This window comes from Paenochrobactrum pullorum (assembly GCF_041929845.1).
Classification (GTDB): domain Bacteria; phylum Pseudomonadota; class Alphaproteobacteria; order Rhizobiales; family Rhizobiaceae; genus Paenochrobactrum; species Paenochrobactrum pullorum.
Genome location: NZ_JBHEEH010000004.1, coordinates 145,144 through 158,544 on the forward strand (window position 1 = coordinate 145,144; position 13,401 = coordinate 158,544).

At 51.2% G+C, this 13,401-nt stretch carries 9 protein-coding genes; 8 read left to right on the forward strand and 1 reads right to left on the reverse strand.

Translation table 11 applies throughout. From position 1 onward, the window contains the following. Window positions 1-220 precede the first annotated feature (220 nt). The 8 genes from JNC77_RS09320 (at window position 221) to ligA (ending at window position 11,492) form a co-directional block, all read left to right on the forward strand. Window positions 221-1,147 carry a D-alanine--D-alanine ligase gene (locus JNC77_RS09320; protein WP_374831749.1) on the forward strand — a complete coding sequence of 309 codons (927 nt, stop codon included), beginning with the start codon at window positions 221-223 and terminating at the stop codon, window positions 1,145-1,147. Continuing rightward, window positions 1,135-2,067, forward strand: coding sequence for a cell division protein FtsQ/DivIB (locus tag JNC77_RS09325; protein ID WP_374831751.1), 933 nt, complete (start codon window positions 1,135-1,137; stop codon window positions 2,065-2,067). Before JNC77_RS09320 ends, JNC77_RS09325 begins: the two co-directional genes overlap by 13 nt. After that, the gene (ftsA, locus tag JNC77_RS09330) at window positions 2,064-3,386 is read left to right on the forward strand and encodes a cell division protein FtsA (protein ID WP_374831753.1); all 1,323 of its coding nucleotides are present in this window, start codon (window positions 2,064-2,066) and stop codon (window positions 3,384-3,386) included. The genes JNC77_RS09325 and ftsA overlap by 4 nt, the downstream gene beginning before the upstream one ends. Window positions 3,387-3,470: 84 nt before the next feature. Then, on the forward strand, window positions 3,471-5,204 hold the full coding sequence (ftsZ, locus tag JNC77_RS09335; RefSeq protein ID WP_374831755.1) for a cell division protein FtsZ: 1,734 nt from the start codon (window positions 3,471-3,473) through the stop codon (window positions 5,202-5,204). A gap of 285 nt (window positions 5,205-5,489) precedes the next feature. Beyond that, window positions 5,490-6,362, forward strand: a complete 873-nt coding sequence (gene lpxC / locus JNC77_RS09340) for a UDP-3-O-acyl-N-acetylglucosamine deacetylase (protein ID WP_374831758.1) — start codon at window positions 5,490-5,492, stop codon at window positions 6,360-6,362. A gap of 317 nt (window positions 6,363-6,679) precedes the next feature. After that, window positions 6,680-7,543, forward strand: coding sequence for an outer membrane protein assembly factor BamD (locus tag JNC77_RS09345; protein ID WP_374831760.1), 864 nt, complete (start codon window positions 6,680-6,682; stop codon window positions 7,541-7,543). Window positions 7,544-7,556: 13 nt separating this feature from the next. Beyond that, entirely contained in the window at window positions 7,557-9,236 is a 1,680-nt protein-coding gene (recN, locus tag JNC77_RS09350; protein WP_374831762.1) for a DNA repair protein RecN, read from the forward strand. Window positions 9,237-9,332: 96 nt separating this feature from the next. Further along, window positions 9,333-11,492, forward strand: coding sequence for an NAD-dependent DNA ligase LigA (ligA, locus tag JNC77_RS09355; RefSeq protein WP_374831764.1), 2,160 nt, complete (start codon window positions 9,333-9,335; stop codon window positions 11,490-11,492). Window positions 11,493-11,557: 65 nt separating this feature from the next. On the opposite strand, the gene JNC77_RS09360 is transcribed toward ligA, so the two are convergent. Then, on the reverse strand, window positions 11,558-13,390 hold the full coding sequence (locus tag JNC77_RS09360) for an aminopeptidase P family protein (protein WP_374831766.1): 1,833 nt from the start codon (window positions 13,388-13,390) through the stop codon (window positions 11,558-11,560). Window positions 13,391-13,401 lie beyond the last annotated feature (11 nt).

The following is a 13,401-nucleotide window of genomic DNA, read 5'->3' on the forward strand; positions in this document are numbered from 1 at the left end:
AGAAACCGAGTCTTTTCTGATGTTTCCGGCATATCGAACAAACAACAAATTTCTCTGGGGGCTTGCCACAGAATCAACGATCTGATTCTTTAGGGTAAAGCGTTCAGTGATTTGATTCGACGAGGTTTTCTCGTTTCGAACATATATATTTTCTGTTGCGAGTTTTGCCGGAAACGGTTTTTTGTATTTTGCATCGGTTTTGACAGGAGAGGGGTCTCATATGGCTAAAAAACATGTTGCCGTATTGATGGGTGGTTTTTCATCAGAACGCCCTGTCAGCTTGTCATCAGGTGCTGCTTGTGCAGAGGCGCTCGACGCGGAAGGTTATCGCGTTAGCCGTATTGATATGGATCGTAATGTTGCGGCTGTTTTGGCGGAGCTTCGACCTGATGTGGTGTTTAATGCGCTGCATGGCCCTTACGGCGAAGATGGTTGCATTCAAGGTATTCTTGAGTTTCTGCAAATTCCTTACACCCATTCCGGTGTGATGGCTTCGGCTTTGGCAATGGATAAGGCGCGCGCTAAAAAAGTGGCTGCTGCTGCCGGTGTGTCTGTTGCTGAATCTGTGGTGATGAACCGTTTTGATTTGGGCAATGAGCATCCGATCAAGCCGCCATATGTGGTAAAGCCTGTGCGTGAAGGTTCATCTTTTGGTGTGGTGATTGTTCAGGAAGATCAGTCCCATCCGCCGCAAGTCATATCATCACCAGACTGGAAATATGGCGATGAGGTGATGGTGGAACATTATGTCGGCGGGCGTGAATTGACCTGTGCCGTGATGGGGGACAGGGCGCTTGGTGTTTGCGAGATCATTCCTGTCGGTCATCAGTTCTATGATTATGATTCAAAATATGTAGTTGGCGCATCAAAGCATGAGTGTCCGGCAAAAATTTTACCAAATATTTACCAAAAAATTCAAATAATGGCGCTTGAGGCACATAGGGCAATTGGATGTAAAGGTGTGAGTCGTTCGGATTTCCGGTACGATGACCGTTTTTCAGAAGATGGCGAGCTGGTTTGGCTGGAGGTCAATACGCAGCCCGGCATGACGCCCACCTCTCTTGTGCCTGATATTGCCCGTGCTGAAGGTATTTCCTTTGGTGCGTTACTGAGTTGGATGGTGGAGGACGCTTCGTGCTCGCGTTAAAGAAAAAGGCTAAAGCTCATTACAATGCTTCGTCGATGCGTCATGCGTCGTCCGTGCAGAGTGCTGCTTTTGTATTGCCTAAATTCTTACGTAGACCGTTTCGTTTTATCGCTCGTCTGTTTCAGGGGCGCATCCATATTCCGCGTTTTGCCGGTACTATTGGCTTGACCGGCTTTTTTGCGGCCACCGGTGCTTATGGTATGGTGGCTGGTGGTCATTCAGACGATGTCATCAAAGTGACAACCTCAACCCTCGGCTTTGCTATTGAGCGTGTTCAGGTGGTTGGTAATTCTGAAACTTCCGATATCGATGTGCTGGGGCAGTTGAATCTTGACGGTTCCACTTCGCTGGTCGGTTTGAATGTCGAGCGGGCGCGCGAAGAAATTTCGCAGCTGCCTTGGGTCGAAAACGCTGAAGTGCGTAAAATTTATCCGGGCACCGTGCTGGTATCGCTTGAAGAGCGTAAGGCGCAGGCAATCTGGCAAAATGAAGATCGCTTATCGCTGATTGATGCCGAGGGTAAGGAAATTGTACCTTATCGTTCGGGCCGTTACGCGCAGTTGCCGTTGGTGGTGGGTGAAGGTGCGGAAAGCCGCGTCAAAGATTTTATTGCTGATGTGAGTATCCATCCGGATCTGGCATCGAAAGTGCGTGCCTATATTCGAGTCGCAGACCGGCGATGGGATTTATTGCTTGAAAACGGCGTGCGGGTGATGCTGCCGGAATTCGAGCCTGAAAAAGCATTGGCACAGATTGAGAAATTGGATCGGGATCAGAATTTGTTGTCCCGTGATATTGTATCCGTTGATATGCGTTTGAATGACCGCGTTACTGTTTTGTTGACGGAGACCGGACAGGCTGCACGTGAGAAATTATTAAAAGAACGCCAGCAGGCCGCACGTGCGAGGAAACGCGCATGAGTATTTTTGGTAACAAGTCGGCAGCAAATTCAGGATCGGCAGGGCGCAAGGTGCGTCTTTTGACGGTTCTTGATGTGGGATCAAGCAAGGTGTCCTGCGTGATTGCGCGTCTGACACCGCGTGATGAAAGTGCGATGCTGCCGGGTCGCACCCATCGTATGGAAGTTTTGGGCATTGGCCATCAAAAATCCTACGGTGTTAAATCCGGTGTGATTATTGATCTGGATGCGGCTGAACAGTCCATTCGTCTGGCGGTGGATGCAGCAGAACGTATGGCTGGTTTGACGGTTGACAGTCTGATCGTCAATATTTCTGCCGGTCGTTTGAAAAGCGAAATTTTGTCGGCCAGTATCAATCTTGGTGGTCATGAAGTTGACCGTTCGGATGTGCGCCGCGTTTTATCTGCCGGTGCCAAGCAGGCACTCGCCGCAGAGCGCAATTTGGTTCATTCCTTGCCGATTGGCTATACGCTTGATGGCGAGCGCGGCATTCGTGATCCGATGGGGATGCTTGGTGATAGCTTAGGCGTTGACATGCATGTGTTAACAGCCGATAGCGCCCCCTTGCGGAATCTGGAATTATGCATCAATCGATGCCATTTGTCAGTGGAAGCGATGGTTGCAACCCCCTATGCCAGCGGCTTGGCTGCATTGGTGGATGATGAAGCGGAAATGGGTGTTGCCTGCATCGATATGGGCGGTGGCACCACAACGATTTCTGTTTTCTCGGAAGGTAAATTTATCCATGCGGATGCGATTGCCATTGGCGGCAATCATGTCACCATGGATGTGGCGCGCGGCTTTTCCACCCGTATGGAAGACGCCGAACGTTTAAAGGTTATGTATGGTTCAGCCTTGCCAAGTGCTGCGGATGAGCGCGATCTGATCAGCGTTCCCCCGATTGGTGATGATGAGCGCGACATGCCAAATCAGTATCCACGTTCAGTCCTGACGCGCATCATTCGTGCCCGTGTTGAAGAAACACTGGAACTGGTGCGTGACAGACTGAATCAGTCCGGTTTTGGTACAATCGTTGGAAAACGTGTTGTGCTGACCGGTGGTGCCAGCCAGCTGCCGGGTATGCCGGAAGCAGCCCGTCGTATTCTGGCGCGCAATGCCCGGATCGGCCGGCCGTTAGGGATTTCTGGCCTGCCGGATGCGGCCAAAGGAGCGGCTTTTTCCGCCACCGTTGGCTTGTTGATCTACCCGCAGATTGCGGGTGTCGAAGAGCGGTCAATCAGGCTGGCCGGTTCCGGTCGTCTGACCGGGACAGGTGGACGAATACAGCGTGTCGGCCAATGGCTGAGAGAGAGTTTTTGAGTAGCCGGGCGTATTATCGGTTCAGAACAATTTAACACCGCAGCGGCAAATGGCGGTGTAGAGGCTTAAGAGGAACGAAGAACAATGACCATCAATCTGCAAAAGCCAGATATTACAGAGCTGAAGCCTCGCATCACCGTTTTCGGTGTTGGTGGTGGCGGCGGTAACGCAGTCAACAATATGATCAATGCCGGTCTTCGTGGTGTTGATTTTGTGGTTGCCAACACAGACGCCCAGGCGTTGACCATGTCACGCTCAGACCGGATCATCCAGCTCGGTGCTGCTGTGACTGAAGGCCTTGGCGCGGGTTCGCAGCCGGAAGTTGGTCGCGCAGCTGCTGAAGAGTGCATTGACGAAATCGTTGATCACCTGAACGGCACCCATATGTGCTTTGTCACCGCCGGTATGGGTGGTGGTACCGGTACCGGTGCTGCTCCTGTTGTGGCGCGTGCTGCCCGTGATCGTGGTATTCTGACTGTTGGTGTTGTGACCAAGCCTTTCCATTTTGAAGGCCAGCGTCGCATGAAAACCGCAGATCTCGGCATAGAAGAACTGCAGAAAAACGTCGACACTCTGATCGTTATTCCGAACCAGAACCTGTTCCGCATTGCCAATGACAAGACCACTTTTGCCGACGCTTTTGCGATGGCTGACCAGGTGCTTTATTCAGGCGTTGCCTGCATCACTGACTTGATGGTCAAAGAGGGTCTCATCAATCTCGACTTTGCTGACGTTCGCGCTGTTATGCGTGAAATGGGCAAGGCAATGATGGGTACCGGTGAAGCTTCAGGTGAAGGTCGTGCGATTGCAGCTGCTGAAGCAGCGATTGCCAATCCATTGCTTGATGAAACATCAATGCGCGGTGCACGCGGCCTGTTGATCTCCATTACCGGTGGTCGTGATATGACACTGTTTGAAGTGGATGAAGCAGCAACCCGTATCCGTGAAGAAGTTGATCAGGATGCAAACATCATCCTCGGTGCAACATTTGATGAAGGTCTTGAAGGCGTTATTCGCGTTTCTGTTGTGGCTACCGGCATTGACAAGCAGATTGGAGATGCGGCGCCTGCGCCGCTGGAATTTCGTCAACCAGTAAAGCCAGCTGCACCAAAGCCAGCCCCGCATGGCGCTCTGCGACCTCCTGTACAGGTTGAACAGCCAGCACAGCCGCGTTCGGTAGAAGCAGCACCGGCTCCGCAGAACACCCAGACAGCACAGGCAGAAATGCCTTTCTATCAGGGTGAGGAAGACCAGTCTTTCCGTCCGGCTAGCCGTATTTTCCAGGCGCCAACGCCTGAAAGCATGGAAGCCCGTGGACAAGCACCGCGCCAGCAGGCTCAGCATCAGGCACCTCAGGCACAGCATGCGCCACAGGTTCAGTTGCACACACAGCAACAGCAGCAGGTTCAGCCGCAATACCAGCAGTCACAGATGGAACAGCCTGCACCACAGCCGCGCCAAGCTCCGCGCATGCCTTCGGTGTCTGACTTTCCTCCGGTGGTTCAGGCGGAACTGAATGCACGTCGTGCACCGGCACCGGCTCCTGAAGAACGCGGCCCTAAAGGCTTGCTCAATCGTTTGATGAGCGGTCTGACCCGTCGTGAAGAAGAGCAGCCAGCTGCTCGTCTGGAACCGGCACAAGGTCGTGCAGAACCAGGCATGCGCCAGCCAGAAGCCCGTCGTCCGCTGTCACAGGATGCTTCAATCTACGCTCCGCGCCGTGGTCAGTTGAATGAACAGGCTCCACGTCAGCAGCGCCCGGCTTCTGAAGAAGATCAGCTGGAAATCCCTGCATTCTTGCGTCGTCAGTCCAACTAAGCTGATGCGTCTTTAAAAAATCAAAAGCCCTTCCGGTTCAGATCGGGAGGGCTTTTTTGATGGCGGTTATAATGAACCCGATTCGCTTCTGACAAATATAAAAAGCACGTTATCTCTTGTGACCACACAGTATGCATTTTTATATTTCTCGATAAGTTGCACTGCTTTATGGCTATTGAGCATGATTTGGCCGTAATGTCGTTTATGCCTAAGGTAGCTTATATCAGACAGGTGCTTTATGAGGCCTGTTTGATAATGATGACACAATAATTCGGATGACGCGTGATGACCTTAAAGCCATTTCAACAGACTCTCGCAAAGCCGGTAATGTTGGCTGGTGTGGGCGTACATAGCGGCAAGGTCGCCAATCTGGAGTTAATTCCGGCAGCTGAAAACAGCGGTATTGTGTTTATCCGCGAAGATGCGGATGGTGTGCAACACCGTTTTGCAGCCCATGCGGATCAGGTTGGCTCTACCGATCTGTCAACGACACTTGGCACAGGTGATATTCGTATTCATACGATTGAACATCTGATGTCTGCGGTATCAGCGCTGGGGCTTGATAATCTGGAGATAGTGCTGGATGGCGAAGAGGTGCCGATTTTGGACGGATCGGCGCTGGATTTTATCAATGCGTTTGACGCGGCGGGTATCGAGGTGCAGTCTGCTAAACGTAAATATATCCGTGTTTTAAAGCCTGTTCGTATCGAACATAATGGTTCATGGACAGAGTTTGCGCCTTATGACGGATTGCATTATGATGTGGAAATCGAGTTTTCTTCTACCGTGATCGGACGGCAAAAATTTGCCGCTGATCTTGATGCCGATATCTTCAAGAATGAAATTGCAGCAGCGCGTACCTTTGGTTTCATGAAAGATGTTGAAACTTTGTGGGCCGCAGGTTTGGCGCTTGGTTCCTCCTTGGAAAATTCACTGGTGATTGGTCATGATGATACCATCATCAATGAAGGTGGTTTACGGCTTGAAAATGAATTCGTTCGTCACAAAACACTGGATGCCATTGGCGACCTTGCGATGCTTGGTACACCATTTATCGGTCGTTTCAGTTCGTTCAAGGGCGGGCATAAAATGAATTTCCATGTGGTGAAGGCATTGTTTGATGATAAGTCGACACATGAAATCATTGAGTTGGCTTAAGCAATTTTTCTATTCATAAGCCAGTTTCAATGAGGGAAGTTGAGGCGCGATTGTGGAGTCTTTTACTCATCTATCTGTTAAAAACCGATTTTTTGAGTGAAAAATCCGCAATGCCAAGGTTAAGATGTCTTTAATATCATTGCTGAATGGGCCGGCTTGTGATTTATGGACATCCAATAGATTCAATGTTGCATCCTTTATATTTTCACAGTTATCGTGTTAAGGATGTAATCAGACCATAAGATGCACCAAATGAGAAAACTTGTGATGGTGTATTATTCTTGTCTTAATGACGCTGCCAGCAGGCCGGAGACCGCATGACGAGTTTCAAATTCCCGGTAAATAAAGCAACCGCAATGCTTGTGGGAACGGTTGCCGTGGTTGCAATCCTTTCAGGTTGTGCCAGTAAAGATGATGATATTGATTTATCAAAATATGTTGAAACCATCGATGCGCCGGATAAGCTTTACAATGAAGCATTGGCTAATCTTGAAGCTGGACGACTGGGTGAGGCTTCAAAGAAGTTTGCAGCTATCGACCGCCAGCACCCCTATACGGAATGGGCACGTAAATCACTCGTGATGGGCGCATTTACCAATTACCGTCAGGGCAATTACGAAGAAGCGATCAATATGGCGAAGCGTTATAATACGCTTTATCCGACATCACCTGAATCCGCTTATTCATATTATATTATCGGTTTAAGCTATTTCCGTCAGATCCCGGATGTAACCCGTGATCAGGCTGCCAGCAAGCGCGCAATTGCGGCTATGCAGGAAGTGATCGACCGTTACCCTGATAGTGAATATGTCGAAGATGCCAAAACAAAAATACGTTTTGCGCGTGACCAGCTGGCCGGTAAAGAAATGCAGGTCGGCCGTTACTATCTGGAACGCAAAGACTATCTGGCAGCGGTTAAGCGCTTCCGTGGTGTGGTGGAAGAATATTCCAACACACGGCACGTAGAAGAAGCGCTCGCCCGTTTGGTTGAAGCCTATTACGCACTGGGTCTGACCAGCGAAGCGCAGATGGCAGCTTCGGTATTGGGTCAGAACTATCCGGATAGCCAGTGGTACAAAGATAGTTACAAGCTGTTGCAGTCGGGTGGTTTGGAGCCGCGCAACAATAGTGGTTCATGGTTGTCGAAAGCCGGCGCGCTGATTACCGGCGGCGGCGCATAAAGAAAAGCACCTCATGCTGTCGCACCTCTCGATCCGCGATATAGTTCTGATTGAAAGGCTTGATATTGAATTCAGCAGCGGACTTTCTGTGCTTACCGGTGAAACCGGTGCGGGGAAGTCCATTCTGCTGGATTCTTTGTCTTTGGCACTTGGGGCGCGTGGTGATGCATCACTGGTGCGTCACGGTGCCGATCAGGGGCAGGTTACAGCCGTTTTTGATGTGCCGGCGAAACATCCGGCACGTGTTTTTTTAGCCAATAACGGTTTGGAAGACGACGGTGATATTATTTTGCGCCGCGTTCAATCCGGCGATGGCCGCACCCGTGTTTTCATCAATGATCAGGTGGCAAGTGTTACGCTTTTGCGTGAGCTTGGCCGCAGGTTGGTGGAAATTCACGGTCAGCATGATGATCGCGCGCTCGTCGATATTGATATTCATCGCAGTCTGCTTGACGCTTTTGGCGGCTTGGATAGCCAGACGGAAGTGGTGCGTGAAAAGTTTAAATCTTGGCGCGATGCTGAGCAGGCTTTGAACCGTCACCGTGCCAAGGTGGAAGCGGCAGAACGCGAAGGTGATTATTTGCGCGCCTCCGTTGAGGAGCTGGATAAACTCAATCCACAAATAGGTGAAGAAGAAGATTTGGCTGAACGCCGCGCCGTGATGATGAAATCCGAGCGCATTGCCAGTGATGTCAACGAAGCCAATGATCTATTGTCGGGGCAGGGTTCACCGGTTCCTTCTCTTGCCAGTCTGGTGCGCCGTTTGGAGCGAAAAGCGTCGGAAGCACCGCAACTGTTAGAACCGGTCATCAATGCGATTGATGAGGCGCTTGACAAGCTGGCACTGGCGCAAGATGGAATTGAAGCGGCCATTCGTGCCATTGATTTTGACCCGCGCTTGCAGGAGCAAGTGGAAGAGCGGCTCTTTGCTCTTCGCGCTGCAGCACGCAAATATTCGGTTCCGGTCAGTGAATTGCCGGCCTTGCGCGATAAAATGGATGCCGATCTGGTTGATTTGGACGCGGGTGCTGAAAAGCTGGAAAAGCTCGAAGTTGAAGCGATTACTGCTAAAAAGGCCTATGATGATGTGGCCAAGTTTTTGTCGGCTGCGCGTCATGAAACGGCTGAGCATCTGAAAGCTGCGGTGATGGCGGAGCTTCCGGCTTTGAAGCTGGAACGCGCTGAATTTATCGTCGAAATGACGACAGATGCGGAAGCGCGCAGTGCCGAAGGCATTGATATTGTTGAATATTGGGTGCGCACCAATCCGGGCACCCGTGCAGGGCCGATGATGAAAGTCGCCTCCGGTGGTGAGTTGTCGCGTTTTCTGTTGGCTTTGAAGGTGGCGCTTGCGGATCGAGGCTCGGCCCCAACTCTGGTGTTTGACGAAATCGATACCGGGGTTGGCGGTGCGGTGGCCGATGCGATCGGTCAGCGTTTGTCGCGTTTGTCTTCGCGTGTGCAGGTTTTGTCGGTTACGCATGCACCGCAGGTGGCAGCGCGCGCTTCAACGCATTTTCTGATTGCCAAATCTGCCGATAAGAGTGACCGTGTCAGCACCTCTATCCGTGTGATGGAAACGGCAGAACGGCAAGAAGAAATTGCCCGTATGCTGGCTGGTGCCAGTGTAACAGATGAGGCAAGAGCGGCAGCGGAACGTCTGCTTGGCGAGACGGGCAAGGCAAAAGCCTGAATTCAAAATAGCTAAATATTCGTGTCATGGCGTATCGGATAAGCGCATTGTCCGATAGACTTCGCCATATATTCAATTGATTCCTGCGGAACGGTAATGAGTGAAATTTCTATTGATCATATGAGCGAACAAGATGCAGCTTTGGAACTGGAGCGGTTGGCCAAACTCATTGCTCACCACGACGAGCTTTATCACGGTAATGATCAACCGGAAATTTCAGATGCCGATTATGATGCTTTAAAGCGCCGCAATGAAGCCATTGAAAAGCTTTATCCGCTTCTTATTCGTGCTGATAGTCCGTCGCGTAAAGTGGGCTCCTCACCGGTCGCTGGCTTTACTCAAGTGACCCATGCGCGTTCGATGTTGTCTCTTGATAATGCCTTTTCCGATGAAGATGTCGGTGATTTTGTCGGGAGTGTTTATCGTTTTTTAGGGCGATTGCCGGATAATTCGATTGCCTTTACGGCGGAGCCAAAAATTGACGGGTTGTCGCTGTCATTGCGTTATGAAAATCGCAAATTAGTGACAGCAGCCACGCGTGGTGATGGCACAACGGGTGAAAATGTTACGGCCAATATTCGAACCATCAAGGAAATTCCGCAAACGCTGCCAGCCTCTGCGCCCGATATTGTTGAGGTGCGCGGCGAAGTCTATATGGCTAAAAGCGATTTTCTGGCATTGAACGAACAGATGGCGGCGGAAGGCAAGCAGACTTATGTCAATCCGCGCAATACCGCTGCGGGCTCATTGCGTCAGCTTGACCCAAAAGTAACGGCCAATCGCAAGTTGCGGTTTTTTGCTTATGCCTGGGGTGAAATGTCGGCAATGCCAGCGGATACACAATCCGGTATGGTGGCATTGTTTCAACAGTGGGGTTTTTGCACCAACCCGCTGACTAAACGATTGACGAGCATTGAAGATATCATTGCCCATTATAATCATATCGGTTTGGAACGTGCGCAACTTGATTATGACATCGACGGTGTTGTCTATAAAGTTGATGATCTCAAATTGCAGGAGCGCTTGGGTTTTCGTTCGCGTAGCCCGCGCTGGGCAATTGCGCATAAATTTCCGGCAGAACAGGCCACCACCATATTGCGCGAGATCGACATTCAGGTGGGGCGCACGGGTGTGCTGACACCTGTGGCACGCCTTACACCAATTACCGTTGGCGGTGTGGTGGTGACCAATGCCACATTGCATAATGAAGATTATATCAAAGGTATCGGCCTTAAAGGCGAGCCTTTGCGCGAGGGGCGCGATATCCGCATCGGCGACACGGTGATTGTGCAGCGCGCCGGTGATGTTATTCCGCAGATTGTGGATGTGGTTTTATCCGAGCGCCCAAGTGATGCGATGCCGTTTCAGTTTCCGCATCAATGTCCGGTTTGCGGCAGTCATGCTGTGCGCGAAGAAGGCGAGGCGGCATGGCGCTGCACCGGCGGTTTGATTTGCGAAGCGCAAGCGGTTGAGCGTATCCGCCATTTTGTCTCGCGCAATGCGTTTGACATTGAAGGTTTGGGCGAAAAACAGGTGGAGTTTTTCTTCCATGCGGAAGATGAAAGTTTAAAAATCCGTACCCCTGCCGATATTTTTACGCTGGAAAAACGCCAAAGCCAATCACTGCTCAAAAAGCTTGAGAATATAGAAGGCTTTGGTGCGGTTTCGGTCAAAAAACTATATGCGGCCATCAATGAGCGGCGTGAAATTGCGTTAAGCCGCTTTCTGTTTGGTCTTGGTATCCGCCATGTCGGTGAAGTGAGCGCCAAGCGTCTGGCGCGTGGCTATGGTTCTTATCAAGCGTTTGCGGATAGTGTGAAGGCGGCTCAAGCACCGCGCGAAGGTGTCAAAGGCGACAAGGGTAATGAAGCGTGGCAGGAACTAACCAATGTTGAAGGCATTGGCCACATCGTTGCGGAGGCGATTGTCGAATTTTATCACGAGCCGCATAATATAGAAGTGCTGGATGCGCTGCTTGGGCAAGTCACACCGCTTGATGAAGCCGCACCTGTGGCAACAGGCTCACCGGTGGAAGGCAAGACAATTGTCTTTACCGGATCGCTGGAAAAAATGTCACGTGATGAAGCCAAAGCCATGGCTGACCGCTATGGTGCCAAGGTGGCTGGTTCGGTTTCGAAGAAAACCGATCTGGTGGTAGCTGGCCCAGGCGCTGGCTCCAAGCTTGCCAAAGCGCAGGAACTGGGCATTGAAGTGATTGATGAAGATGCGTGGTTTGTGCTGGTCGGTGAAGCCTGAAAACATCCTCTAGGTATTGAATAGTAAAACACCGGCTCTGATATCAGAGCCGGTGTTTTTGTTTATCAGAGAGGTCTGGTTGCCTCTGCCAGCCATTCGCTGGCTGACTTGTCCATATGGGGTGTCAGCTTTTCACGCACCTGCTGGTGATACTGATTGAGCCATTCAATCTCTTCAGGAGAAAGCAGAGCTTTATCAATCAGACGCAGATCAATCGGGCAGAAGGTGAGGGTTTCAAAACCCATCATCGGCAGATCGCCGCCTTCAGGTACAGTTGCTTCGGTGACGATAATCAGGTTTTCAATACGAATACCGAATGAACCCGGGTTGTAATAACCCGGCTCATTGGAGCAAATCATACCAGCCATCAGTTCCTGATCGCCGCGCTTGGAAATGCTTTGCGGCCCTTCGTGCACCGAGAGATAAGAGCCGACACCGTGGCCGGTGCCGTGGCCGTAATCAAAGCCCTGTTTCCATAGGGCGATGCGTGCCAGCACGTCGATATCCTGTCCACGCGTGCCTTTCGGGAAACGGGTGGTGGAAATAGCGATCATGCCTTTGAGCACGAGCGTAAAGGCACGCTTTTTCTCAGGCGTCACATCGCCGATAGCGATTGAGCGGGTGATGTCGGTGGTGCCGTCACGATATTGACCGCCGGAATCAATCAGATAGACATCGCCGTTTTCAAATTGGCGGTTGGTATCGGTATTGACGCGGTAATGGATAATCGCACCATGAGGCCCGCTGCCGGAGATACTGTCGAAAGACAGTTCTTCCAATGGCATCTGGAAGTCTTTGCCTGTTTCGGCGCGACAGTTTTCTAGCTTTTGCGCGGCAGAAATTTCAGTCAAATCTTTTGGCTTTTGTGTGTCGAGCCATGAGAGGAAACGCACCATTGCAACGCCGTCACGCTCATGAGCGGTGCGGCTGCCGTCAAGTTCGGCTTTGTTTTTGATGGCGCGTGGCAGACGTGCAGGGTCTTTGCCGCTGATAAAAGAGCCGCCAGCCCCTTCAATGATGAGGCGGAATTTTTCTGCCGCCAATGCCGGATCAAGCATGAAAATTTCGCCGTCAGCCGCACGTTTGGCTAAGGTTGCCTCCAAGCTTGATGGTTCACATAATGTGGCAAGCTGGGTGAGATAGGCGCGAGGCTCAATGGCAAGCTTACGCTCGTCAATGAAAATCTGGGGGGCGTCTGTGCTTGACAGAATTACAAAACAAAGCGGCAATGGCGTGTTGGAAACATCTTTGCCGCGAATATTGAACACCCATGCGGACGATGACGGATCGGTCAAAATGGTGGCCGACGCGCCAGTTTCGCTCAATGCTTTTTGCATCAAGGCAATTTTGTCTGCTGCTTCCTGACCGGAATAGCGTGCCGGTTGGATGGTGACCGGTGCCAGTGGTGCGGCAGGGCGGTCTTGCCAGACCTGATCAACGAGATTTTGTTCAAGCGCTATCAAGCGCCCGCCATTGGCTTCCAGTGCACTACGCAAAGCTGCGGCTTCATTGATGGTGTGCAACCACGGGTCAAAACCAATCACCAAACCTTTGCCATTGGCTTTGAGCCATGTGGCAGGCGGATTGGTGACAAGGCTTTCAATGATGAAAATGGCCGGATCGGTTTGGGTTGCCGCCTGCAATTCATAGCGACCATCAACAAACAGATAGGCGCTGTCGTTCAAAATAAGGGCAGCACCTGCCGAACCGGTGAAACCGGTGAGCCAGCCAAGGCGCTGTGCGCATTCCGGCACATATTCGCCTTGATGTTCATCGGCACGCGGCACCAAAAAACCATCAATTTTATTGTCTGCCATCAGCGCACGCAGCATACTCACGCGTGGGGAAGCGTGAGACGGGTCTGATTTCACTTCAAATGACTGAAATGTCTGGCTCATAATTGCCCCTT